The sequence below is a fragment of the Paenibacillus luteus genome (assembly GCF_006542765.1).
GTDB lineage: Bacteria > Bacillota > Bacilli > Paenibacillales > Paenibacillaceae > Pristimantibacillus > Pristimantibacillus luteus.
The window spans coordinates 1-26,607 of sequence record NZ_SKCD01000026.1; the positions used below are offsets into that span (position 1 = coordinate 1).

Genomic DNA, 26,607 nt, shown 5'->3' on the forward strand with positions numbered 1-26,607 from the left:
ATTTATACTAATACCCACGGATTCTCCTTTTGTAGAGTAGTGGGTAACCAGCCTACTTTCTCTACAATAGGAGTTTTTTTGCGTTTATCCAGTAAAAAACCTACTAAAATTCCATTTTAAGTAAATTAAATGAGATTGAATTCTCATGTAAGGTTTAATGCAAGGCTAGTGTAAAAATTAGATCTATTTCTTCAAAACCCAGCCATATCCAGTCCATTTGGAGCCGCTGGACTATAGACTATCATAAACCGACTGTGTGTCCGTATGGAATCCTTCTTACAGATTCCCATTGAGTCTAAACTCATTAGTTGATCTTATATAACCAAAAACTTTCATTCATCATACAGCGGCAGCCTGAGACTTTTTTCCCAGTCAAAGGCTGCCGTTGTTTTTACAATTGGGACAAGCTGTATAATATTTTATTTCATTTCCTTTTCATTCTAGGACTGCTAAACTTCAGACGAACATGAGGAGGCTTACCATAACCATTCCTGTTGTAACTCAACATTAACCATTAAACCTGCTGATCATTCGGTGTACTGCAACTTTCATCTTCTTCTTTCCTTTGCGCTCCTGCCTCTCCGTAGCTCCCTCGGCATCCTCGTCTGCTTTTTCCAGTGCAAGCAGCGCCAGACTATAACCCACGAGCGAAAGCGAGGCGGAGAGCTTAAATAGATCATCCGACGTGATTTGCTTATCAGCCGACATCTCTCTACTCCTTTATGTTCAAAGTGACTATCTTATATGGTCAATGACCGCTGGCCCGGAAATTACTCCTTCTCGGTCCTTGCTTTCAGCACGGCAAACAATCCGACTAAATCCCCAATCACGAGAATAACCGCAGACCACAAAGCAATATCATCAGCCGTTAGTTCAGTGATATCCGGTTTGGTTGTTGTTTTTGACATTCGGATCTAAGCTCCTTAGTTACTTGGGATGATAACAGCCTATGCCAGGGAGCCTTCACGGGTTTGGGCGAATGCCGCAGTGTCCATAAAAATAGTCAGCTAATGTCTTGCTCCTTTACATCTGGATATAATAAAGCGGGAATCAGACGAATGTAGATAAGCTCTGCTCCAAGCTCAACAATCGTTTGGGTAACGATGACCGCTGAGGCAATAACCGCCCAGTCTCCGGGCAAAGACAAGGCCAAAGGAAGCACAACCAATGAGTTGCGTGTGCTGGAACTGAACACGAGTGCGCGCCCCGCTCCAACATCTAATCGAAACAAGTGGGCTATGGCCCTGGCTAATAGCGGCATGATGAAGAAAAAGATCAGATAAACCGGAAGCACACGTACTAGGAGCTCAAAATCATCATAAACTTTGGCTATTTGCGAAGCCATGATGATTAGCAGTGCCAAAGCCATAAAAGGCACTGGCAGCCACGAGGTGGCCGAAAGCACGAACATGCCCGAATGGCTATTTGCCGCCCACAGCTGAGTGGCGACCGCAGCAAGCACAGGCAAAACAATCAGCAAAAGGAAAGATTCAAGAAAAGGTCCCGTTTGAACAATAGCTCCAGCTGCTTCCCCAATAAATAAGCGCAAATAAATGGGTAGCAAGAGCATTTGAACAGCGAGCAGCAAAGGCGTAACCGCCAGCATAAGCTTTCCGTTTCCGCGTCCGAGCTGCGTAAAAACAATAACATAATCAATGCATGGCGTTAGGAGCACCAGATATACCCCGATTAGAATCGGTGACGATTGCGGAAGAAGAAAGCTTAATGCCCATACTACGACGGGAACGGCTATAAAATTTGCAACCAGAACAGCTGCAACGAAACGACGATTAGCGAGCGACTCTCGCAGCTTCAGAAAAGGGAGCTGCGCAAACATGCTGTAAAGCAATAGCGCAAGCAGAGGCGTAATCATGCCACTAAGAGTCGTACCGCTTTGAGGAAATGCCATTCCGATTACTCCGCCTATGACAAGTGTCACAACGTAGATGCTAATTTGTTTATTTTCCAATGTATCTCGGTTCAACTTCACGTTGGAGACTCCACTTCCTATTCAAGGATATTGATTTTCCAATTACGCAGCTTGTCTTAAGATTGCGTACAAATCATATTCATTTAACCAAACGGAACCGTATAAGGCAATAGCGCTCACGATTCGTACAGATATCTCCATGGAATGGCAAAGAACCTTCAACTCCGCATAAAAGCAGAGCAGAAGGTTCTTTATTTGCGAGATAGGGGGTGGCTACTCCATCTTGAATCTGCCGATATGGCTTTGCAAATCGCTCGCCACGGCATGCAGCGCGATTGCTGACGCTGTCATCTCTTCCATGTAGGCTAGCTGTTCCTCCGTTGCCGCTGACACGCTTTGCGTTAAGGCGGAAGCTTCATGTGCCTGCTTGGCACTTGCTGCGGTGGAGATGGCAATTGCTTGAGATCCATCTGCTATTTGCTGAGAGGATGCCGTTATTTCCTGAATCTGATGGGCGACTTCCTCTACCGAGCTGCGTATAAACTGGAACTGCCTGCTCGTCTCCTGCACTGAACGTTTTCCTTTCCCTACCTCCTGCTTGCCTGAATTCATCATGGAGACTGCCTGAAGCGTATTGGTACGGACCGTACCAAGCGCTCTGGCTACTTTTTTCGATGCATCCTCCGACTGAACGGCGAGGCTCCTTACCTCTTCAGCGACAACCGCAAACCCACGTCCATGCTCGCCTGCTCTGGCCGCTTCAATTGACGCGTTCAATGCAAGCAAATTAGTCTGGTTCGAAATCGAAGCAATCAGCCCCACAATTCTCTCGATTTGAAGTACACTCTCTCTCAGATCATCCATAAATCGGGAGGTTTCATCCACTACTTGATCAATGCTTCCCATATCCCGACTAGTGTGCTCCATATAGGCATGTCCATCATCCACGATGTTTATCGCTTGGCCTGACGTTTCCGAAATGACGCTTACGTTGGATGTAATGCTTCCAATAGCTTTCACAATTTCGTCCATCGATGCTGAAATGGCTTGCGTGCCTTGCTGCTGGTTTTCCGCCGAAGCGGCAACCTGTTGAATCGATTCTACGATGTAGGTAGTGGCGGCTGAGGTTTGCTTGGCACCTTCCCTTAACTCCTCGGAGCTTATGGATAGCTGACCCGCAGCTTCGCTCACTTTTTGAATCATCTTTTGCAAGCCGCTCCTCATGCTTATGAACGATTCTGCTAGTGAGCCGATTTCATCCTTATTCCGAATGTGAAGCGCCGAGCTTCGCAAATCGCCTCCCGCAACCGTTTCTGCCAAGAGTGACAACCGCCTGATTGGGACGGATATATTTCTGGAGAGCAGCGTTCCGAGCAGCATAGTCGCTGCAACCAAGAGAATGCTGCCAATCAGCATAAATACATTCGTACGTTTCACCTGCTGATCGCTAGCTAGCACCTCTGCCGCCATAGCCTCCTCTTGCTTTTGAGCGAGTATATTGGCATTCGTCCTAATCAGCTTGGCCAAGGGGAAAATACGCGTGTTCGCGTAAGAATTGGCTTGGCCTGCCTCCATCCCATTCAGCTCGGCAATTTTTTCAAGATACTGGGCATTCCAGCCTAGAAGCGCATTCAGCTTTTCGCTGTCCTCTGTGTTATTCAGCATACCTAGCGCAGCTTGCGCACGGACGACAATATCAGCGCTTGCCGCATCAATCTCTTTGAGCGATTCTTTATTTTTGTTCAACAGATAATTGCTGAAGCTGTTATTAAGCTGAACCGCATTAATCTGGATCGACTCCATATGCACAAGAACAGCCATATTATAGTCAATGATTTCATTATAGGAGGCATTCAAGCTTTTGAGACTATGAAAGATAAAACCTAACAAAAGCAGAATGCAGACAATCGCAATTAAAAATCCGCCATAAATCTTATTGGCAATGGTCAGCCTCCGCTTGCCCCAAACAGTTGATTTTAACATTGCCATTCTCCTTCGGTTCCCGTAAGGGGCAGTATGTACTTGGAGAAAAAGCTTTAAATAAAGGAACTGCCTGAGGCAGTTCCTTTATTTAATCTTGCTATGAATTATTGCTGCTTTAACAGATTGCTAATGATTACTGCGGCTTGCGCACGGTTGGCAATGCCCTTAGGCGCATATGTGCCGTTGGTCATGCCGTTAATTACGCCTTGCTGCGTCAGTAATGCAATGGCTTCCTTGGCATATGCGGCCATTTTATCTTGATCCGCAAATTTCTCCAAGGCACTGTCAACGTCACCCACAACAGCATCTTTGTTAATAAGCTTTAATGCATTGGCAGCCATAATGGCCATTTCCTCACGAGTAATTGCGCGGTTCGGATCAAACTTGCCATCCCCTACGCCTTGAGCCAAGCCTGCTTTTACAGCAGCAGCTACTGAAGCGTAGTACCAGTCGGACGTTTTCACGTCACTGAAGGAAACCGTGGCATTCTCATCTGCCAATTGGTAAGCGCGAACGAGCATAGTTAGAAACTCTGCACGTGTTACTTCTTTCAGCGGTGCGAACGACGTCGTGCTTACGCCAGAAATAATGCCTTTGCTAGCCAATTCCTCAATCGCAGCTCCTGCCCACGATTCCACTGTGCCAAGATCCTTAAATTCAGGAACAACAACCGGTGTCGGTGTCGGTGTCGGTTTCACCGTTGGCGTTGGTGACGTCGTCGGTGTTGGCGACGGATTCGTTACCGGCCCTGTACTTCCGCCAGGAGGAGTCGGTGTTGGATCCGTTGTTGGTTTTGGCGTTGGATCCGTCGTTGGTGATGGTGTTGGATCCGTCGTTGGTTTTGGCGTTGGATCCGTCGTTGGTGATGGTGTTGGATCCGTCGTTGGTGACGGTGTTGGATCCGTTGTTGGTGTCGGTGACGGTGTCGGATCCGTTGTCGGTGTCGGTGACGGTGTTGGATCCGTCGTCGGTGTTGGTGACGGTGTTGGATCCGTTGTCGGTGTCGGCGTTGGCGTCACAACTGGACCATCGTCAACTTCTTCCGGCAGAGCCGCTGGAGCAGCAGTGAAAATAGCATTTGCTACAATTCTAAACTGCTTTTGCGGATGTGCTCGGTTAAGCAAATCATTCGCGAACAAAGTAACGTTAATCGTTCCTTCTTTGTACGTGAAGCCAATCGTTTTCCCTTGGGCTTGTGCATGGTTAGGCCACCAGCCTGCTTTGAAGAAATCAGCGTCTGTGCTTGCTGTTGCGAGTACTTTCGCTTTTTCTGGAATAGCACTCATCCAAGAGCCCGTTGCTGTATACAAATATTCGTTATCCTCATAAGCTGCTGTAATTGGACTGTCCTGCTCCATTACTGCCTTGAACAACCCTTCGTGGGAACTTCCTGTCGTTGTAAAGTTAAAGCCAGGTAGAAGCGCGGTTCCCTTCATCGTATTCATTGCCGCTCTGCCAAACCCTACGTACGGCTTGCCTGAGCCAATCAAATTCGTACTTGTGGCACCGCTTGTGTTAATGAGTACATCACTAGCTGCCAAATCCGTCGTAACGGAGAAGCCAAGGTCTTTCAGAACAAAAGCAGGAACTCCAGTAGCTGTAACGCTAGCGGCCTTTAGAAGCTTGCCTTCGTTGCTTGCTGCTGGATTAAAAGGAACAACATCCAGTAAATATTTTTGAGAAACCAGCTCTAGATTTGTTTTGGAAACTAGGAAATCTCCCAGCTCATAGCCAGCTGCTCCTTGGCTGAGCATCGTTACCGATTTTTTCGCTACAAGCAGCTCATTCACCGCTTTAATTGCAGCATTGCTCGTATTTTTAATGACATAATGATTGGCGTCACCAGGGATTGTCGTCGTTGGAATAACGACTCCGGTAACATTAGCCGTTTTGCCCTTAAATGCCCCTGCTTGACGAATAACATACTTGTCAAAGCCTCTCATATCGGCAAAGCTTTGTACGATTTCCGCATACATTTCAGAGAAATCCGATACGTCAAAGCCATCATATAAGACCAGATTAGCATAACCTCTCTTAGCCTGCTTCATATTGACCACATAGGTCCCTACGGGATAGACGTTTGAGCCAATAGTTACAGCCGTCGTTGTCTGCTCCACCTTCACGCCATTGCTAAGCAAGTATTTAACCATCTCGTAGGTTGCAAGACGATTCTTTTGCAATTCGCTTGCTACGGGAAGCACATAATAATCAGGGAAGAAATTCGTTTCTTCGCCACGCGGTCTGCCAATCACTTGATCAGCAGCGTTAGTCAAATACTGATCAACCGTACGGCTGTCAACATTGTCTACTCCACGCTTGTAAACCTCAAGCTGATTCAAGAATAGTTTCTCTTTGTTGTCTGTTACATATTTGGTAGCAGCTACGCTTGCAAAGAATAAAGCTTTTACCGAATCTTCATTAAGTTCCGGAATTTCCAGCGTATGTCCTAGCGCTCCGTGATGCATAGCGTAAACGGCTGTATAAGCAGGGGATGCATCATCCCAGCCTGATTTGTTAGGACCGCTATTGTTTTGATGTGATTCATAAGGAATTTCATAGCTAGTATATTTGGTATTTGCGATACCAGCACTGCCCATTACGTTCGCTTGCTCCAACATGCTGCCGATCAGAAGATCATATTCAAAGTTCGGATCATGTGGAGGCGTACATGGTTCGATAAGGAAGCTGCTGACGAATCCATGCATATCTAGGAAAGACAGCGGCGACCATTTCGCGATTTCCTTCGTTACAATTTGTGTTTCCGGTTGAGTCTGGTAGGAATTATCACGGTTCAAGTCAAATGCATTGGCATTCGCTCGTGTATTCAAATAACGACCATCCGGGTTTTCCGTAAAGTTCATGAGGAAAATGGCATTTTCCAGCGCATCATTCACGTTCAGCGAAACAGGCGTTGGATTAGCACTATCTTCCTTCGTGTTGTAAGAGATAACATCCTGCGTTCCCATTTCTCTAAAGAAGTTCAGAATGACATCAACGCCAGGCGCTTCATCCGGGTGAATGTTGTTCAGCCATACGGGTACTTTGTAATCCGTTAATGTGCCCTTCTTAATCTTATCTTGAAGACCCTTCGGATCATTCAACATTGCAGGCATCGTTTCATTTAAGTATTGATCGACAGATGCTTTATCCTTAGCCAAAATTGTAAAGTAAATATTTCGGCCTTGGACCGATTGCCCAAGCACTTGTGTCTCTACATAACGGCCAGTTTCTTCTTTGATTTCTTCTGTAATTTTGTCAATTTCCGGTTTGATTTCATCGTAAGTACGATAGCTATCATAAGCATTCAGCTTAATTGGAGCAGTCGCAATGATGCGTCCGTTTTGGTCCAGTGCAGCAAAATCGCGCGTACCAATCATAGCGGGATATCTGGAGCGGTGCGTGCCTGACAAATTGACTGTGTTGTAAATAAGGTCAAATGTGATTTTCGCTTTTACTGTAGATCCTACCACTACTGGCGGTTCTGCCAAGTAGATGAATGGATCGCCTGTATAAGCGTTAGTTCCCCATTTTTTCCATTCCGTCAAAGGCTTATCACCGTAAGTCCATTGCAAGTTGGCCAAGGTTACGCCAGCCGGCAATTGGAACTCCACGTCAATCGTTCTTTTTTCAGTAATGGATGCCTTATCCGTGCTTAGTGTAAGCTTCTCGGGAGCAAGCTCCTCGACTTCAAGCATGATTCCGGTCAACACTTGAGTGAAGGTACTTAAATGCTGCTCAATTCTGCCTGGATATACCGTTTGAATGTGAGCGATGGTATCTTTGGCGGTATGCCAAATCGCTCCCTCAGCTGTAGTTTGCGTATAACCATCCTTATCTCCCAAGTTCCAGTTGGTTGCTTCCAAGTAAGCATATGGGATGCCTGCTTTGGAGAATGCAGCATGATCACTCCAATCGCCCGTTGTGCCTGCAGGATATTGAGGATTATTACCCGGGTTAGTGATCAGGTCAAGATCAAGGCGATCAGCGATGCTAAGACCTAAATCGCGAACAAAACCTTTGGAACCACTGCTGCCGTAAATGTACATAAAGTCGCCGACAGCCACGCTGTCGAGATTAATCATGGCGATCGTGTTTTTCTTATCTTCCGCAGTCATTTGTGAAACATAATACTGAGAGCCTCTAGTACCTGTTTCCTCTGCACCGAATGCAATAAATTTAATCGTATACGGTGTTTCTAGCTGTGATACAGCCTTCGCTGATTCGAGCATAACAGCAACGCCAGAAGCGTTATCGTCAGCACCCTTGCCTGCGCTAACCGAGTCGTAATGCGCGCCTACGATAAGAACCTTCGGAGAAACGCCTACTTTAGTAGCGACAATGTTATTGGAGTTCACGGTCGCGCCAGAGCGAGTATAGCTGAACGGCTGTACCGTTACGCCAAAGCCCAATTTTTCAAATTCACCTTTGACATAATTTCCGGCTTCAACCTCTTTCGCCGAACCCGCAACGCGAGCACCGATCGTATTAGCCAAATAATTAAGATACTCATAAGCGCTTTTGCCTACAGGAACCTCCGGCTCTGCAAGTGCGGATACGAATAGCGGCTCGCTATCTTCTGAAGTGACTTCCGGTTCTGTCGTATCCGGAGCCGACTCTTCCGTATCCACTACCGGTGTAACACCGCCACCTAGGCTATCCTCTAACGCATATGCGGCACCAGGAGCGATGATCGAGAAGACTAGCATTAAGGAAAGCATGAGTGCGAGAAACTTTTGAGAGATCATCTTCTTAGACATGGTCTTCCTCCTTTTTTAAAATATAGGAAAGCATATCATTTCGCTATACTTTCGCTATATTTATGCGAGAAACGGATCACCTCCTCGTGCAGAGGTCGGTGAAGCCGTTACTTCTTGTCTAGCAAATCAAGTTAACTAGCAGAGAGAAGTCAAACGGCAACTAGACATCTCTATACTCATCACTCCCATTCCGCAGCAGCATTGATCAATTTTGACTTATCTACGATGTCGTGTATGTGGTAAAGCGTCAAAATTTGTATACAATATACTTAACACAATATACCTGTCTACGTGAGATAGTATAACATCGATATTTCATATGAACAATAATTTTTTAATATTATTTTAATATTTCTCTCAAAATCAAAAATATAGTTATATTATCTAACACCAATTAACGTACTTCCGCCTCAAACCAAATATTACAGTTTTATAGATGTTAGTTTAGCTTGCGTAAATAGAAGCATGTAGTCATGCCCACCTGCCTTGGAGTCAGTGCCGGACATATTGAAACCTCCGAATGGATGTACGCCAACCAGTGCGCCAGTACATTTCCGGTTAATATACAGATTCCCGCAATGCATGTCTTGCAGCGCAGCCGTAATACGTTCCTCGTCTGACGAGAAATACGAGCCGGTCAGCCCGAATTCGGTATTGTTATAGATTCGGATCGCTTCTTGCCAATCGTTCGCTTTGGCAATTGCCAGCACGGGACCAAATATTTCTTCCTGCATTAATGAATCGCTAGGCTCGACATCAGCAAATACAGTCGGCTCTATGAAATACCCGCCTTCTAATCCCTTGCCGCCGCCAACCAGAAGCCGTCCTTCGCCCTTTCCTTTTTCAATGGCCTTCCTAATTTTTTCATAGGAGTGGATGTCTATGACGGGCCCAATAGCCGCATCTTCTTCCGGCGAGCCCATCACAAGCTTGCTTGTTTTTTGCCTAACCTTCTCAACGAGCTCATCATAGACAGCTGCCACAACGACGGCTCTGGAGCCTGCGGAACACTTCTGGCCTTGAAATCCGAATGCTGAAGCAACGATGGCATCGGCAGCCGCCTCAATGTCAGCTGTTTCATCCACGACGATCCCGTCCTTTCCTCCCATTTCCGCGACTACGCGCTTCATCCAAATCTGCCCTGGTGCCTGCTCGGCTGCCAATTTATTGATTCGCAGGCCAATCTCCTTAGAACCCGTAAAGCTGACAAATCTCGTTTTCGGGTGGCTCGTCAAATAATCGCCAATCTCAGCTCCGCTTCCCGGCAAATATTGCATGACATCAGCTGGCATGCCTGACTCTACCATCAGCTCATAGAATTTGTAGGCAATGATAGGCGTCGTAGAAGCCGGTTTCAGAATAATGGTATTGCCTGCGACGATAGAGGCAGTTGCCATACCTGCACAAATCGCTAACGGAAAATTCCAAGGCGGAATAACGATGCCCACGCCAAGCGGAATGTACGTCAACCGATTGTCTTCGCCTGTAAGCTTAACCAGCGGCTTATGTTTATTCGTCTCAGCCAATTTCACCATTTCGCGCGCGTAATAATCCATGAAATCAATCGCTTCCGCCGTATCCGCATCAGCTTCAGCCCAATTTTTACCTGATTCTATAACCAGCCACGCTGAAAAATAATGCTTCCGTTCCCGCATTAGCTCCGCGGCGTTCATAAGCACGGCTGCCCGTTCCCGAACGGGCACGCTTTTCCAACTCTCAAAAGCTGCTAGAGCTGAGTTCATCGCCTGCTCTGCGAGCTCTTTGCTTGCTTTCGATACCTTGCCTACGATTTCATCTGACTTCGCAGGGTTTAACGAAACGATATGGTCCGAGGTATGGACCGCATGGCCGCCGATATGCAAAGGATATTCTTTACCCAGCTCCAAGCGCACCGTAGCTATGGCTTCCAAAAAAGCAGCCCGGTTGCCTTCATCGTTAAAATTAGTCATCGCCTCATTGGCAAACGGCTTGATCATCAAATCTTTCATTGTCATTTCCCCTCTACTTCCACATATTTTTTAAAACAAACCATACATTATCCGGCCGTTCAGCGAGCCTTCTCATGAAATAGCCAAACCAATCCTCACCGTAAGGAACGTAGATCCTTACCCTGTATCCTTCGCGCACAAGCTCATCCTGCAGTTCCTCGCAAATGCCATACAGCATTTGAAATTCAAACTGCCCGGATGGAATGTTTTGCTCTTGAACAAAGCGCTTTGTCTCCTCAATAATGGCGCGGTCATGCGTCGCAATAGCCGTATAGCTGCCGCTAAGGAGATGCTGGTGAATCAATTGCACAAAGGATTGATCAACCTCTGATTTCAGAGGAAAAGCTACCTTCTCCGGTTCCTTGTAGGCGCCCTTCACGAGCCGCAAATTGCTGTTAAGCGAGCCTAGCTGCTTCACGTCCTGCTCGGATCGCCGCAAATAAGCCTGTATGACGATGCCTACATTTTTATATGAGCCTCGCAGCTTATAGAACAAATCTAGCGCTGGCTGGCAATGCGCGTAATCCTCCATATCGATGCGTACGAAGTTACGGTTTTGCCCAGCAAGTGCCAAAATCCCTTCCATCTGGCGTTCGCAAAGCACAGGATCGAGATCCAGGCCCAAGCTGGTGAGCTTCAAGGATAGATTCGCATCAGCGCCCGCAGCTTCAATCGCTTCCAGCGTTTGCAGACACATTGCTGCGGAATGCTCCGCTTCTTCTTTCGCGCTTATAAACTCCCCAAGATGGTCAAGCGTCGCCATTTTCCCCTGCTTGTTCAACCGCTTTACCGCCTCGATGGAGCTGCTAATCTCCACTCCCGCAACGAATCGGCGCGCCCCCAGCCTCAAGCCGTATTTGCGCGCCAAATTCCCGACTCGCCTGCTTTTGGCCAGCGACAGAAAGAAGCTTCTCATTATTTTTTCCATAACCCGCTCTATCCCCCGTCAGTCTCCTTATATGATGCGCTTGCCGAGCAGGGAGGTCGCCATCTCAACGGCCAGCCGCGAGGTTTTCATTCCCACATCTAGAAGGGGGTTCACCTCTACGATATCCATCGAGGTAACCAGACCGGTTTCGGCCAGCAGCTCCAGCGCGAAATGCGCTTCGCGGTAACTAATGCCGCCAGGTACCGGCGTGCCAACACCAGCAGCCTCCGCAGGGTCCATACAATCCATATCGAAACTTACATGCACGCCGTCTGTCCCGTTGCTCACGATTTCAATCGCCTTCTCCATAACCGCCTTCATGCCCAGCCGATCGATATCGTGCATAGAGAAGCAAGCGATGCCTTCGTTGCGAATAAATTCCTTCTCGTAGGGGTCCAAGTCACGAGCGCCGATAATGACAACATTTTCCTTTTTGATCAAAGGTCCCGCGCCAGGAATATCCGACAGCTTGAATTTCGACAAGCCCATAGCGACTGCCAAAGGCATTCCGTGCATGTTGCCCGAAGGCGTCGTTTCCTCCGTATTTAAGTCGCCATGCGCATCAAACCAAATTACGCCCAAATTATTGTAGTGTCCGGTCAGACCTGCCAAGGAACCAATCGCAATGCTATGGTCACCGCCCAAGATAAGAGGGAAAGCGTCACCGAGCACCGCGCGGTACACCTGCTCGCCTACAAGCCCGCTCATCTCCTTCACTTCAGGCAAATACTTGGTTTTTGGCTGTGAAGCGTCCAACACCCCGTGCCGCGGGCAGTTCACCTCGTAATTGCCGACCAGATCAAATCCCATGCTTCTGATCTGCCTCGCTAATCCGGCTTGAATAATACTCTCCGGTCCAAGCTCCGAACCCGCACGGCTGCCACCCATCCAAAACGGCACGCTTATTAGTCGTATTTTTTTGTTAACCATGGAATCCGTCCTCTCCGCCTTATTGTCAGCTGCTGTCATTTTGGTCACCATTGCAAACACCCTTTCTCTACGCTGTTATTCCCGCATTCCTGCTAGCTGCTAATCCTCGTCGTTTAACACGGCGGCGATGCGCTCCAAAGCCCAGTCAATCTCTTCTTTGCTGATGATGAGCGGCGGCGCAAACCGAATCGTCGTGTCGTGCGTCTCCTTACACAAAAGCCCTTCAGCCATTAATCGCTCACAATAAGGCCTAGCTGCCGTATCCAGCTCCACTCCGATAAAGAGGCCTCTGCCGCGGATCTCCTTGATCGCTGAACTTTTGATTTCCGCGAGCTTAGCTGCAAAATAACGTCCAAGCTCTTCCGAGCGCTCCGCCAAACCTTCTTCCTCCAGCACCTGCAGCGCAGCGACGGAAACCGCACAAGCAAGCGGATTCCCGCCAAACGTAGAGCCGTGCGAACCAGGCTCAAAAACGCCCAAAATATCTTCATTTGCAGCAATCGCCGATATCGGCATCACACCGCCGCCGAGCGCTTTGCCCATAATATATACATCAGGCGTTACCTGTTCCCAATCGCATGCGAAGCGTTTGCCCGTTCGGCCAAAGCCAGTTTGAATTTCATCGGCAACAAAGAGAACATTGTTTTGCTTACAGAGCTCGTATGCCCCGGATAAATAACCGTCCTCTGGAATAACAATGCCTGCTTCCCCCTGAATGGGCTCAACGAGAAATCCAGCCGTGTTTGGCGTTATCGCTTGCTCAAGCGCAGCTAAGTCCCCATAAGGCACCAGCTTGAAACCGGGCGTAAACGGCCCAAAATCCTGTTTGTACTCTTCGGATGAAGAGAATGAGGTTACGGTAATTGTCCGTCCGTGGAAATTACCTGTACAGACGATGATTTCCGCTTGGTTTGGCTCCACCTTTTTTTGACGGTAAGCCCAGCGACGAACGGCTTTGATTGCCGTTTCTACCGCTTCTGCCCCTGTATTCATGGCAAGCACCATATTTTTGCCCGTGTAATGAGACAGCTTCTCGTAAAATTCGCCAAGTGAATCATTATGGAAAGCTCGTGAAGTCAGTGTTACCTTATCCGCTTGATGCTTGAGAGCTGCGATAATTTTCGGATGTCTGTGACCGTGATTAAGCGCACTATAAGCACTCAACATATCCATATAACGATTGCCTTCCGGGTCTTTGACCCATACGCCGAGAGCCTCCGAGATGACGATCGGAAGCGGATGATAATTTCGAGCGCCATAACGGTCTGACTGCTCCATCACAGCTGTAGTTGATTTAGTTGATGCCATATGAATAAGCTCACTCCTTTCAAATCTGTATACAATATTCAAATACTAGTGTAAAAAAACCTGGTTTGGACGACCAATGCCAGGAGTTATATTCGTTATTCACTACTGCTACAGCACCTTTGCCAAAAAATCCTGCGTTCGCGGATGCTGTGGATTTTGAAATACCGCAAGCGGAACTCCTTCTTCTACGATGCAGCCGCCATCCATAAACAGCAGTCTGTCACCCACCTCACGGGCAAAGCCCATTTCATGCGTTACGATGACCATCGTCATCCCGTTCTGCGCAAGCTTCTTCATCACATCCAGCACCTCGCCGACCATTTCCGGATCCAGCGCTGATGTCGGTTCATCAAACAACATGACAGTTGGCTCCATCGCCAGTGCTCTTGCTATTGCAACGCGCTGTTTTTGTCCGCCAGACAGACGGTCAGGGTACGCATCACCCTTATCCTCCAGCCCGACCGTACGGAGCAGCTCGATTGCATTTTTTCTCGCTTGTTCCTTGCTCATCTTCTTCAATTTGCGCGGGGCGAGAGTTAAGTTATCTAACACGGTCATATGAGGAAATAAATTAAAATGCTGAAACACCATGCCCATTTCCTGACGAATTTGGTTGAGCTCAGATTGCTTATCCGTAATCTCACGCTCATTGAGCCAAATTCCGCCTTCAGTTGGCTGTTCCAATCGGTTTAAGCAGCGAAGAAAGGTGCTTTTGCCCGAGCCGCTCGGACCAATCACGACGACAACCTCACCCTTATGGATCTCCGTATCGATTCCTTTCAAAATCTCTACTTTGCCATAAGACTTGCGAAGCCCTTTGACCCGTATCATCAGCTTCTCAGCCTCCTCTCCAGCACTGCAAGCAGCCTGGATAACGTAAACGTCATAACAAAATACAATGCGCATGCAACGAGCAGCGGCTCCATCGGTGAAAAGGTAATGCTTTGGACGGTGCGTGCATTGTACATCAGCTCTGCTATCCCAATAACAGAGATAAGCGAGGAATCCTTAATGATAATAATGAATTCATTGCCAATGGCGGGAAGCATATTACGAAAAGCTTGAGGAAGCACAATGTAGCGAAGCGCCATCCATCTGCTAAGCCCCAGGGAACGCGCAGCCTCGGTCTGACCCCGGTCGATCGCTTCAATGCCTGCTCGGAATACCTCCGCCATATAGGCAGAACTGTTAATCGTAAGCGCGACTACACCGGATATAAACGGCGGCAGATTAATGCCAAAGCCAGTTAGACCGTAATGAATAATAAAGATTTGTACCAGCATTGGGGTCCCGCGTATGATTTCGATATAAGCTGATGCAAGAAATTTAACAGGCCACCAACGCGAAATTCGCATTAACGCGAATAGGATGCCGAGGATCGTGCCTAGTGCCACGCCGAAGAAAGACAACTCCAGCGTGACCCAGGCTCCTCGGAGAAATGTTGGCCAATAGTCCACCATGGAACCAAAGTTTAAATCCATATCCAACTACTCCGTCCGTTCTTTATTCTCCTACAAGCTCATTAGCTTCTACGACAAAACGGTCAATCTCACCACTTGCCTTCAAACGGGCAATCGTCTCATCGATTTTATTCAGCAATTCTTGATCGCCTTTCTTAACGGCAATGGATACGCCCGCTTCTTCCTCTGGCTGTTCAATCTTCACAGCTGATACTGCAATATCCGTTTGTGCTACCGCATATTGGTCAGCTACTGGCTTCTCGAGAATGATGGCATCCACTCGGCCGCTCTTCAGTTCTAAAATCAGTTCGGGAATTTTACCAAGCGCCGTCAGCTTCGCATCAGCGATTTCCTGAGCAATGCCTTCTTGAATCGAGCCTTTTTGAATACCGATTTTTTTGCCTACTAGATCATCTAGCGATTTGTATTGATCCGCTTGCTCTTTTTTCACCAGCACGCCTTGATCCGTCAAATAATAAATCTCAGAGAAATCAACGTTTTTCTTGCGGTCCTCTGTTGGCGTCAAGCCGGAAATAACCATGTTAACTTTGCCTGTGTCCAGTGCAAGCAGCAAGCCGTCAAAGTCCATATCTTGAATTTGCAGCTCCGCATTCATATCCTTGGCGATCTCTTTTGCAATTTCGATATCAAGGCCAACAATCGTATCCTTCCCGTCAATCGTCTTATGGAACTCAAACGGAGCATAGTCCGCGCTTGTTCCCAAAATAAGCGTCGTTTTCTCCGCGGGCGGCGCATCGGTTGCACCGTTGTTTGCCGGATTCGATGGTGAATTTGTGTCTTTGTTTTGGCCGCATGCAGTCAGGACAACCATAACGGTAATAAGTAGTAAGGATAGCTTTTTCTTCATTTTCATCTCTCCCATTTCTTTGTCTAATGTAGTGTAAAATGCCCCCGAAATGAACACGGAGTTAAATCTGTATACAATATACATAATTGATGTTAGTAATTATAACATCGTAATTTACTATGTACAATGTTTTTTTTAACTTTCGTTAACACAAGCTTGATTCAGTCATGTTTCATTACATATTAGGTCACTTACATTTGCTTGTATAACCTTATGATCAGGTGTTAAAATAGTAAAAACAAATGATGCAGGACGATAAAACGTTTACAATTAAATGAATGTACAGAATGGTTTAAACCGTTTCATTTGCAATCACCTTTGCTTCATAAAGGTAGAAAAGGGGTCTTCAGCATGCAAGCACCTAAATACCAATCGTTAAAAGATCATGTTTACGAGTATATCGCTCAAAAAATTCAAGACGGCACGCTGCTGCCTAACCAAAAGGTAAATGAGGCGGAAATCTGCAAAAAGCTGGATATTAGCCGAACGCCCACGCGGGAAGCGCTGTTTCAGCTGGCGTCCGATAATCTCCTCGATTATTTGCCTAGACGCGGCTTTACCGTAAAGGCGTTTGACCCCAAAAAGAAGCTCGATTTTTCTCGAATTATTGGCGTGCTGGATGCACTGGCTGCTACCTTGTGCATTGATCTGCTGCAGGAAGCAGATCTGAGGGAAATGGAGACACTGGTCGACAAAATCGACGAGGATATACGCAAGCTCTATTTTACCGAATACTATATGGACCAATACAACTTCCACGACATATACATAAAAAAATGCGATAATCCAGTTCTGATTGAAACATTAAACTCCTTAAAAAACAGCTTTATCCGCCAATCCTATGCCAGTGAAGACAAACAGAAGCTGGCTGCCGTATTAAAGGAAGTGAACGGTGAGCATAGACGGATTTTAGAATTATTCCGCACGAAGGACAAAGAAAAGCTGGAATGCACGCTGAAGCATCACTGGCGCATTATTGATACGGAAATGCTTTAGCCTTAGCAGCACAAATCATTGTACATTTCAAAGAAGACCGCCCCTGAGCATCTGTTTGCTTAGGGGCGGTCTTCTTCGGATCCTATAAAACCTCGTACTTCTTTCTTAACTCTTGTTACCCTATCATTTGGAAGGAAGCGACCCGTTATCTTTCTATTTGTTCGCATACCATTCGGTAGCCCTTACCTATCGGACAGCAGCTTATTAAACTCTTGAAGCGGCAGCGGTTTATGGTAATAGTAGCCCTGCGCTTTGTCGCAGCCGAGCTGCTTGAGCTGCTCCAGCTGATCGATTGTCTCCACGCCTTCCGCTACAACCTGCTTCTGGAGATCATGTCCCATGGATACGATCGTTTTGACAATCGACAATCCGCTTTCATAGGCGTTCATGTCCGTTATAAAGGAGCGATCAATCTTGATGATCGCAATGGGCAGCTGTCTCAATACGCTTAAGGACGAATAGCCGGTCCCGAAGTCATCAATTGCAATGTGAATGCCAAGCGCAACAAGCTCATCCAGCATTTTCCGGGCCACATTTAAGTTATTGACCACCATGCTCTCTGTTATTTCGAGACATAGCCGTCCCGGCTCCAAGCCGCTAGAGCGCAGCGTCTCCTGCACTTTGTTGACGAAATCCGGCTGCATGAACTGCCTAGAGGATACGTTGACCGATAGCATAAAATCATTCCAGCCCCGCTCTTGCCATAACCGTCCCTGCTCACAAGCCTCCGCGATAACCCACTGGCCAATTTCATTAATTAAGCCTGTCTGCTCCGCAAGCGTAATAAATTCACCCGGCTGAACCATTCCTAGCTCTGCAGAATTCCAACGAATAAGCGCCTCTGCCCCGATTAGGCGTCCGCTAGCCAAATCAATCTGCGGCTGGTAATACAGCACAAACTCCCTAAGCTCAAGCGCCTTCCTCAAGTTCTTCTCGAGCCGAACGTCACGCTGCACCAGCGCTATCATCGCATTCGTATAAAGGCGGTATTGATTGCCCCCGCTATGCTTTGCATTGTACATGGCAATATCCGCCTGCTTGATCAGCCCGTTCGGGGTATCGTCATCAAAGGGATGCACGCTAATCCCGATGCTCCCGCCCAAATAAAAATCCTGTCCCTGAAGAGTAATGGGGAGCTGGAAAATCTGATGGATATTTTCGGCAATCGAGACAATTTCGTCGTATTCCGAAGCATCTTTAATAAGAATAATAAATTCATCTCCGCCAAGACGGGCAAGCAAATGGCTCTTGTTCACACTATTCAGCAGCCGTTTAGCTACTTCAACCAGCGCTTCATCGCCATACTGATGCCCAAGCGTATCGTTAATCAGCTTAAAGCGGTCAAGATCAATCAGCATCACGCCTAATAAAGACTTCTTTTCCCTAACGGCCAACAAAGAATTTTCCAGTTCTTTCGTAAAATGATAACGGTTCGGAAGATTCGTCAGCGTATCATGATGCGCCAAAAAATGAATGAGCAGCTCTTCTTCTTTCTGCTGGGTAATATCCCGGATTACCGCAAGCACAAATCCTTCTTCGCCTTCGGTTATTCTTTCCGTATCCATAAGAATCACACGTTGCTTACCTCCGCGATCCTTAATGGACACTTCATAGTTTCTCCATTTCTGAAGTGGAAAAGTTTCCGTATAATTGTTTTTCACGTTCAGCCGATCGGCTTCAACGATAAAATCAAGCAAAACTTTGTTTTTGAGCTCTGCCTCATTGTCATAACCAAGTAAACGCACCGCTCCCGGATTCGCTTCCTTAAGCAGCATGTGCCGGTCCAGCATTAGGATCGCTGTCGGTGATAAATGATAGAGCAGCTCAAACTTTTTTTTCACGGAGGGCAGTACGTCGTATTTCATGAAATGGCGAATGGAGACACTCCATATAACGGAAGCAATGCCGACAAACGAAACATCAATGTACATATAAGAAGAGAGCAGCACAATGAGGAGCAAGACAAAAAAGGTGGCGAAGTGATAATAGAGGTTCGCTTTAAAGAGCACCGTATATCGCTTGCGCAGGAGAACCGTCGTTGACCGCTTCCTTGCGACCAGGCACAAGCAGACATTGCAAATGGAGATGAATAAGAAAGTCACGATAACCACAAAAAAGCCCGCCACATAAGCTGGCTGTTTCCACGGCCCTTCTACTCTCACCCCTATGAAATAAAAAGAGGGTCCTTTTAAAAGCAGCAATAGTAAATAAATAATCAGCGGCGAGAAGGCCAACGCGCTGCTCAGAGCCATGGAAATACGGTGATAACTGCTTGTCACCCTGAGATGCAGCAGTACGCTCAGGCATGCAGCAGCAAGTGAGATCGGATAGACCACATACGCAGAAATTTGAAGTGTATGGTCCATAGGCAAGAGCTGCTGAACATATTGGCAGCTAATCATAAGCGCGAGTAAAGCGGTTGTAAGTGAGGCAAGTCTATTCTCAATATGCATAGAATTGCGCCTCAGAATAACCAGTGAGGTATCAATCATATATAGAACAGGAAGCATGAATATGAACAGAAGCAATACAGGTTGATAGTCACTCAAAACTTGATGCCTCCTCGCTTAGTATGAATGAAATGGGATATGCGACGCTTCACCAAGCAATCCGATTTTTTCCACTGCGCTTTGCCAGATAGAGAGCCTCGTCGGCTAAGCGAAATAACAGATCCCGATCCTCTCCGGGCTCCCGCTTATGGCACCCTATGCTGACGGTTATTCCCCTTCCCTCCAGTTCGGGAAGATGAAGCTTTTCCGTTCCCTCCCGCATCCGCTCGAGACAACCCGTAACCTGCTTATTATCCATATTCCGAAATATAATGGTGAATTCCTCACCACCATAGCGGGATGGCAAAACATTCTCGTTTGCGTAATCCTTTAGTAGTCTACCTACTTTGCGTAACACTAGATCGCCAATCGAATGACCAAAATTGTCATTTACAGCTTTGAAATTATCAATGTCCAAAATCGCAAGATGAAAGGAGTGAGTCCTGTCATCAGACATGGCTTCTCTATAACGGATTTGAAATGTTTTGTGATTCTCTAGTCCCGTAAGAGCATCTACTCTGCTAACCTCTTGCAGGGCAAGCTGCTCCAGGCGATGCTTCTTCTCATTGGTTAGCGCCTCCTTCTCTTCCTCCATCATTCGAAGACCCCGATTGACAATGCCAAGAGCGGCCAACGTAACAATCATAATAAAAGAGAAGCCTACCGCCTTCTGATAAAAAGCAACCTCATACCTGTAAAGAGGCACGAACACGATAACGAGCATATAGCAGAACATCGAGATCCCACTGGCGAAGACTACCTTCCCATAATTAAAATGCAGAATCCCAACAAGGATGGGCAAAATCATAACAATGTGCACCCCGTGAACTTCTGGTGAGGATAACGCAAGCGTTATAGCCCCGATACAGGAGCCAAGAGCGATAATGATATAATCCTGTGCTTTGCTGATCAGTAGATAAACCAGCTCCGCAGCAATCAACGTACCGACAATCAACACAATTCGGATAATGACTTGTTTATGAATGAATGCCTCTAGTCTGTGTGGCTCATTGGCGGCTACGACGAAGAAGGCCCCTGTTACAGCAAGCACGGTAATCAAGCCAATAAGCCAATACGACATTCTAATTTTTTGATTCCAGCTGGAGATATGCTCAGGAGCACTCAGAAATTTGGTTAGCATCTTCATGTCCCTTTCTGTGCGGCGAAACGACCCTATTTTTCCCGGTACGCTTGGCTTCATAGAGATATGCGTCCGCACGTTGAAACAAGTCATCCTTCCCTTGGCCTGCCTTGTATTCCACCATCCCGACGCTTATGGTCACCTTCTGGTGCATAATGACTGAAAAAGCAGTCGACGCCAGCTTCTGGCGTATTTCCTCTAACAGCTGATGGCTCTGTTCAGTTGACTTCCCTGTTAACAACAGCACGAACTCCTCGCCGCCATATCGTGCCGCAACATCCTCCGTGGAAAGGCATTCCTGAAGCAGTAAAGCCATTTCCTTAAGCACCAGATCGCCGGCATGATGGCCGAACGAATCATTAATGGTCTTAAAATTATCGATATCCAGTACAGCCAGCTGCAGTGGCAGTTGATAGACCTCATGCTGCTGAATCAAAGCGGTTAAATACTCTTGATAGGTAATATGGTTATAAAGACCAGTTAAATAATCGTATTTAGATGCATTTTGAGTAGCGACAGCATCCGCGAACGCCTCAATTTCCGAAGTGACCGCTCGTTCAAGCGCATGCTGCAGCTCATTTCCTCTTTTCAAAATGGCTAGTCCGACTAGACTGGTTCCCATTATCATGCCAATGACCGCTATTAAATCCAAAAAACCAATATAGGTCTTGAACGGCTCAACCATAACCATCATCGCTATATAACTGCTAAGCGTCAGAATAGTTGCAAACCACAGCCGGCTGTGGCTGAAATAAAATAAAGCAACAATGATAGGCAGATCCAGCCCGATGTATAGCCCTTGAACTTCCCGTCCAAAGGTCAGCATGACGATTACAGCATACACGAGACCCATTGCAATCAGAATATAATCAAAATATCGCTTCATGTTACGATATAGCACCTCAGCAAGCAGCAGAGAAAGCAACATGCATAAGCTCGCACTTCCATATCCGTCTGGGAATAACGGTCCCCCCTGCCAAGCTTTTCCGCCATATTGGACTAAATGAATGCATTCGGTTATCGTCAGTACGACTGTAGACAACACCCAGTAGAAGTAGAGCACCCAACGATTCCAAGAGTTGTTATTGATATATCGGGACATTGTCACCGGTAGTCACCACTTTACTAGTTGTTCATTATTTTTCACATATTTATCCAACCTATCATTCTATTATAAAGCGTATATATCGACAGAACAATCAATAATGTGATATTTCATAGTAGCCAAGACCTAATAAATCCCTTAACAACGCTTGAACAATTACGACTTTCCACCTATCCGCATGCTATATTCGACAATAAAAAAAAGACAGCTAATACAGAAATCACTCTCTGTTCCAGCTGTCTCTACCGCTTTATAACACTTTGTTAGCCATTAAATTATTTATTGCCCAAGAAAAATTGCATCGTCATATCAGAGAAGCCAGGAAGATCCTCATGTCCGAAATCCGGATAAATTTCCATACTTTTTTCAGATGTTATTTTATTGTAAATAGCAAACTGCGTAGAAGGCGGGCAAACGGTATCCATAAGGCCGGTAGCAAACAGCACTTCCCCGCGAATACGCGAAGCTAAAAATTGAATATCGATATAACCCAGCTTGGTAAAAATTTCTTCCTCCCGTTTATGCTGCGGGTCAAAGTGGCGGAAGAAGGCACGCAGCTCCGCATAGGCGTCCTTAGCCAGATCCATCTGCCATACGCGCTTATAATCGCTCAAGAACGGGAAGACAGGTGCCAGTTTTTTGATTCTAGGCTCAAGCGCCGCGCAAGCAATCGTTAGTGCACCGCCCTGCGAGCCGCCCATTGCCATCACTTGCTCTGCATCAACCTCAGGCATTTGCATCGCTATGCCTGCCAGCTGTGCGGTATCCAGGAAAATATGACGGAATAGGAGCTGATCCGGATGATCATCCAGGCCGCGAATAATATGCCCTTGATGCGTCGTACCCTTGACCCCGCCGGTATCCTCGGAGTAACCTCCTTGTCCACGACAATCAAGCGAGAAGAAGGAATACCCAAGAGCTGCATAACCCAGCTTGTCCTGCCAATGGCCGGAATGTCCGGTGTAGCCATGAAATTGCACAACGGCAGGATGCGGCTCTGCTGCGTTCTTCGGCTTAATGTATTTGGCGTGAATGCGTGCGCCACGTACGCCTGTAAAGTACAAATCGAAGCACTCCGCATAGGGAACCTGAAAGCTGCTCGGTATCAGCTCGATTTGTGGATCAACAGCTCGCATTTCAGCTAGTGCCCTGTCCCAATACTCATCAAAGTCCGCGGGACGCGGACTGCTCCCCTCATAGTTCTGTAATTGCTCCAACGACATATCGACTAACGGCATTCCTGTCCCTCCATTATAATGAATGATTAACATGCGGCTTCCCTGTGAAAGCGTTACCTTCATTGTAATAGAAAGTGAAAAAATTGGAATAGCAAATTGCAAAATTGCACGAGAACAAGCTGCCTATAAACAAAATAAAGCCACGATCCCGCATAGATGCGAGATGATGGCTTGTTTGGCGCTTCCTTGATTACCCGGCGCATCGAAATTATTTCGCTGTGTTCCGTCCTTTGGCCGCGCTGCCGCCTTTGAAAGAGGTGCTGCCCTTCGGCATGTTTGCGCTTTTGGCGTTAGCGGTATTCTTATCGCCCGCTGCGGATTTTTCACCGTCTGCCCCTTTAGCTCCTTGGTTTCTGCCAAATACCTTCTTGGCCAGCTTCTTCTTCTCCCCCGCCTGCCAGCGGTTCCAACCCTTCTTATCCGTACCTCTGCCCGTACCGCCCTTGCCCTTTGCACTGCTCATATCATCACTCCATTATATCTTCTATAGCGAGTTAACTGTTATCTACTTCGTAAAATGCGAATGCAGCATCTATCATAACCTGATTCCTCGTTATTATTACTTACCAGTATACCATTAATCCTGCCTCTGAATTCTTGCCGTTCATATTAATTTGCATTTTCATGCCAATATGGCCGCTGGAATCCGTTATAATTGAAATAAATGGATGATTGGCAAGCAAAAACGCCTTCGGCGTCCTTTAGCGGCGCAGTACGTTTCATTCCGAAAAATATAGAGAAAGGATAGCGAAATGATATGCTTTCCTATATTTTCAAAAAAGGAGGGTTACGCATGCTTTATTATAGTGAGTACGGAAACGCTGAGACCAAAGGAACCATTCTCTTCCTCCATGGCGGGGGGTTAAGCGGTGAAATGTGGGAGGGTGTTGCCCATAAGCTGCACGGTCGGCATTGCATCGCGGTTGATCTACCTGAGCATGGCGAAAGCACGGCCGAGGCCGGACTGTTGACCACGGACAATTGTATCCGACAGGTCGGCATGATTTTGCAAAAATATGAAGCCGTGCATGTGGTCGGTTTGTCGCTCGGTGGCGCGTTAGCGCTCCACTTACTGGCTTCCCACGCCGATAATATAAAATCGGCCGTCATTACCGGGACTGCAGCCGGCATCAGCAAAACAACAGCAATGTTAATGAATGTGCTTGCTGCCCCCTTATACAGCCTCATGTCTCCAGAGAAAATAGCCGCTTCCATGATGAAAAACTATCGAATCCCTGAGCAGCACAAACCTTCCTTGCTTCGTGACGCGAAGAGAATCAATGCGGGTGTCGTGAGAAGAATGCATACGATGCTTAGCGAGATCAAGCTTCCCTATAATAATAATATACCGCTGCTTGTGCTGGTTGGCGAAGAAGAAAATCGCATAGCCAAACAAGCGGCCAATAAGTTGCTCTCGCAGGTGCCGAAAAGCACGGGGGGCATTGTGCGTGGAGGAAATCATGTATGGAGCTATGGGAAGCCTGATTTATTTGCCGAGGTTATTGAGCTGTGGACGAATGAAAATAGGCGGCATGCTGAACTCAAATAGGGGAAGCTAGCTCCCCCTACCTATGTTAATGGTTTGTAAGCAGCTGTGGTGCTGACGTTTTGTTCCAGACCGTGCTCTTAATTTCCCGGCGCAGCACAGGTGCCACTTCCTCGGCAAAACGCTCGACCTGTTCACGCTGCTCCGTCTCCGTCAAGCCATCCACGCTGATGCTGAGCACCTGATTGCCAAATGCACGATGGTAATCGATAATTTTCTCAATGACCTGATCTACGCTGCCGACCAGCGAAGGACCGTTCTTAATGGTGTCCTCCAAATCCTTAAAGGGCGATTGATTATGCTGTGCCGCGCTTGTTGCCTGAAACGCATCATAATAAGGGCGGTACCGCTTGATGGCCTCTTCCGGCGTATTAGCTAAATACAAGCTACCTGCCCCTGCGCCTACGGCAGCTTGATTGGGATTATGACCATAGAAAGCAAGCCGCTCCCGATAATGGTCAATAAGGCTTTTGTACTTGGCCTGCGGATGGAAGCTGTTGGAGGAGAAAATCGGTTCGCCATATTTGGCGGCCAGCTCGGTCGAAAGCGTGCTTGAGGCGCTACCATGCCAGATCGGAATCGAAGTCTGATACGGTCTTGGCTGTGTCGTTACTCGCTCGATTGCCGGGCGGTAGCGCCCTTCCCATGTGACATCCTCTTCGCTCCATAACCGTTTTAGCAGAGCATAGCGTTCGGCCAGCGATTCCCATTGTTCTTCTTCCTTGATTCCGAACAGCGGGTAATGACGCGGATCATTGCCTTTGCCAATAATGAGCTCCAGCCGTCCTTCGGACAAATGATCGAGTGTGGCATAATCCTCAGCCACCCGAACCGGATCAAGCACACTGAGCACAGTGACTGTAGTAAGCAGCCGAATTTGCGAGGTTCTGGCGGCGATAGCCGTTAGAAGCACAGGCGGCGAAGAAGACAGAAACGGAGCGCCGTGTCTCTCACCGATACCATAAGCGTCAAAACCAAGCTCTTCCGCCAACATCGCTTGCTTGATTACATTTTGAAATTTCTGCTGAGGCGTTAGCGTTTCTCCATTCACAGCGTTTGGAAGGTTCATAACCAGGCTAAATAGCGCAAACTTCATCGTATGACTCCTCCTTCTAAAATTCGATATGCCAGCTGTTTTTTTCTGTTTGGCCATTCATCTTCTACTTGAATTGAAGCAATAGTAGCATAGGGAATTGCGTGCGGCAATCCTTTTCACACTAATCCGATTATAATAGTATTCTATATGATTATTAAAAAGTTCAATGTGTCGGCATTTCTACCTATATTGAACAAAAATAGGCTTATCTATAACAAAAAAGATCCTAAATGGCATTAAAACTAAATGATCATTAGTTTTAACCCGATTAGGATCCTCTGTAACGGTGAAGATTTATAGCTTTTGCCTGATTAATACGCATGGACGGTATCACTCATCACTCTCCAAACGATGCTTTTGTGGCGCTCGGCTCTCGCCGCCATTGTCTTGAGTGAAGCCAATGCCTCATCGGCCTGCTCCCTGTAGTACTCATCTCCAAATAACAAGTACAGCCGCATATAATCATTGTATTCATCCAGCCATTCATTGAAGTAAGAAGAGGTCATTCGCATCACTCCCTTAATTCGATTATAGAGCAAGAACCTTAAGCTTTTATGAGAATTATATGAAGAAGAATTAATATAATTCATGATATGCTTTATATTAACTCCTTATTCTATTAAATAGGAAAAAGGCACAAATTTAAATAGAAATTTCAATTATAATAGTTTCCTATTTTCGCCAGCGACGTTCTGCCATGCCACTCATTGAATTATCGTATTGACCGGGGACCTGATTCGTAGGTATTATGAATCTGCTGAAGAAGTGATGGCTGTCGAAGACT

At 46.9% G+C, this 26,607-nt stretch carries 21 protein-coding genes; 2 read left to right on the top strand and 19 right to left on the bottom strand.

Translation table 11 applies throughout. The annotated features are described in order from the left end of the window. Positions 1–507: 507 nt before the first annotated feature. From E0496_RS20210 to E0496_RS20260, 12 genes are all read right to left on the bottom strand, one after another. Positions 508–708, bottom strand: a complete 201-nt coding sequence (locus tag E0496_RS20210) for a hypothetical protein (protein WP_141503642.1) — start codon at positions 706–708, stop codon at positions 508–510. Between the two features lie 62 nt (positions 709–770). Further along, positions 771–908 carry a hypothetical protein gene (locus E0496_RS35655; protein ID WP_161601500.1) on the bottom strand — a complete coding sequence of 46 codons (138 nt, stop codon included), beginning with the start codon at positions 906–908 and terminating at the stop codon, positions 771–773. Between the two features lie 95 nt (positions 909–1,003). Then, positions 1,004–1,990 carry an arsenic resistance protein gene (locus E0496_RS20215; protein WP_141503643.1) on the bottom strand — a complete coding sequence of 329 codons (987 nt, stop codon included), beginning with the start codon at positions 1,988–1,990 and terminating at the stop codon, positions 1,004–1,006. A gap of 213 nt (positions 1,991–2,203) precedes the next feature. Next, complete coding sequence (locus E0496_RS20220) at positions 2,204–3,913, bottom strand: methyl-accepting chemotaxis protein (protein WP_161601501.1); 1,710 nt, start codon at positions 3,911–3,913, stop codon at positions 2,204–2,206. Positions 3,914–4,017: 104 nt separating this feature from the next. Next, positions 4,018–8,670, bottom strand: a complete 4,653-nt coding sequence (locus E0496_RS20225) for a M20/M25/M40 family metallo-hydrolase (RefSeq protein ID WP_141503645.1) — start codon at positions 8,668–8,670, stop codon at positions 4,018–4,020. A gap of 422 nt (positions 8,671–9,092) precedes the next feature. Continuing rightward, positions 9,093–10,658 (bottom strand): L-glutamate gamma-semialdehyde dehydrogenase, encoded by a 1,566-nt coding sequence (pruA, locus tag E0496_RS20230; RefSeq protein ID WP_141503646.1) that lies wholly within the window; start codon positions 10,656–10,658, stop codon positions 9,093–9,095. A gap of 13 nt (positions 10,659–10,671) precedes the next feature. After that, complete coding sequence (locus E0496_RS20235; protein WP_141503647.1) at positions 10,672–11,586, bottom strand: proline dehydrogenase family protein; 915 nt, start codon at positions 11,584–11,586, stop codon at positions 10,672–10,674. Positions 11,587–11,613: 27 nt separating this feature from the next. Beyond that, a complete protein-coding gene (gene rocF, locus E0496_RS20240; RefSeq protein WP_241674910.1) occupies positions 11,614–12,555 on the bottom strand; it encodes an arginase in 942 nt (313 codons plus the stop codon). A gap of 60 nt (positions 12,556–12,615) precedes the next feature. Then, positions 12,616–13,824 (bottom strand): ornithine--oxo-acid transaminase, encoded by a 1,209-nt coding sequence (locus E0496_RS20245; protein WP_141503648.1) that lies wholly within the window; start codon positions 13,822–13,824, stop codon positions 12,616–12,618. 108 nt (positions 13,825–13,932) lie between these two features. Next, positions 13,933–14,655, bottom strand: a complete 723-nt coding sequence (locus E0496_RS20250; RefSeq protein ID WP_141503649.1) for an amino acid ABC transporter ATP-binding protein — start codon at positions 14,653–14,655, stop codon at positions 13,933–13,935. Then, a complete protein-coding gene (locus E0496_RS20255; protein ID WP_139993283.1) occupies positions 14,655–15,305 on the bottom strand; it encodes an amino acid ABC transporter permease in 651 nt (216 codons plus the stop codon). The genes E0496_RS20250 and E0496_RS20255 overlap by 1 nt, the downstream gene beginning before the upstream one ends. Positions 15,306–15,327: 22 nt before the next feature. Then, on the bottom strand, positions 15,328–16,152 hold the full coding sequence (locus E0496_RS20260) for a transporter substrate-binding domain-containing protein (RefSeq protein WP_141503650.1): 825 nt from the start codon (positions 16,150–16,152) through the stop codon (positions 15,328–15,330). Between the two features lie 351 nt (positions 16,153–16,503). On the opposite strand from E0496_RS20260, the gene E0496_RS20265 reads away from it, so the two are divergent. Beyond that, positions 16,504–17,148 (top strand): GntR family transcriptional regulator, encoded by a 645-nt coding sequence (locus tag E0496_RS20265; protein ID WP_141503651.1) that lies wholly within the window; start codon positions 16,504–16,506, stop codon positions 17,146–17,148. Positions 17,149–17,330: 182 nt separating this feature from the next. On the opposite strand, the gene E0496_RS20270 is transcribed toward E0496_RS20265, so the two are convergent. The 5 genes from E0496_RS20270 to E0496_RS20290 all read right to left on the bottom strand — a co-directional run bounded on the left by E0496_RS20270 (position 17,331) and on the right by E0496_RS20290 (position 23,644). Next, positions 17,331–19,697 (bottom strand): EAL domain-containing protein, encoded by a 2,367-nt coding sequence (locus E0496_RS20270; protein ID WP_141503652.1) that lies wholly within the window; start codon positions 19,695–19,697, stop codon positions 17,331–17,333. 49 nt (positions 19,698–19,746) lie between these two features. Continuing rightward, positions 19,747–20,844 (bottom strand): GGDEF domain-containing protein, encoded by a 1,098-nt coding sequence (locus E0496_RS20275; RefSeq protein ID WP_206669825.1) that lies wholly within the window; start codon positions 20,842–20,844, stop codon positions 19,747–19,749. Beyond that, on the bottom strand, positions 20,810–21,940 hold the full coding sequence (locus E0496_RS20280; RefSeq protein WP_241674911.1) for a GGDEF domain-containing protein: 1,131 nt from the start codon (positions 21,938–21,940) through the stop codon (positions 20,810–20,812). Before E0496_RS20280 ends, E0496_RS20275 begins: the two co-directional genes overlap by 35 nt. Before the next feature lie 278 nt (positions 21,941–22,218). Further along, on the bottom strand, positions 22,219–23,181 hold the full coding sequence (locus E0496_RS20285; RefSeq protein WP_141503655.1) for an acetylxylan esterase: 963 nt from the start codon (positions 23,179–23,181) through the stop codon (positions 22,219–22,221). Between the two features lie 208 nt (positions 23,182–23,389). Continuing rightward, the gene (locus E0496_RS20290; protein ID WP_141503656.1) at positions 23,390–23,644 is read right to left on the bottom strand and encodes a DUF3934 family protein; all 255 of its coding nucleotides are present in this window, start codon (positions 23,642–23,644) and stop codon (positions 23,390–23,392) included. Positions 23,645–23,974: 330 nt separating this feature from the next. Here E0496_RS20290 and E0496_RS20295 point away from each other — a divergent pair, with 330 nt between their 5' ends. Beyond that, on the top strand, positions 23,975–24,730 hold the full coding sequence (locus E0496_RS20295; protein WP_161601503.1) for an alpha/beta fold hydrolase: 756 nt from the start codon (positions 23,975–23,977) through the stop codon (positions 24,728–24,730). A gap of 25 nt (positions 24,731–24,755) precedes the next feature. Here E0496_RS20295 and E0496_RS20300 read toward each other — a convergent pair whose 3' ends face one another. Both E0496_RS20300 and E0496_RS20305 read right to left on the bottom strand, forming a co-directional pair. Then, entirely contained in the window at positions 24,756–25,823 is a 1,068-nt protein-coding gene (locus E0496_RS20300; protein ID WP_141503658.1) for an LLM class flavin-dependent oxidoreductase, read from the bottom strand. A gap of 311 nt (positions 25,824–26,134) precedes the next feature. Beyond that, positions 26,135–26,329 (bottom strand): hypothetical protein, encoded by a 195-nt coding sequence (locus E0496_RS20305; RefSeq protein WP_141503659.1) that lies wholly within the window; start codon positions 26,327–26,329, stop codon positions 26,135–26,137. Positions 26,330–26,607 lie beyond the last annotated feature (278 nt).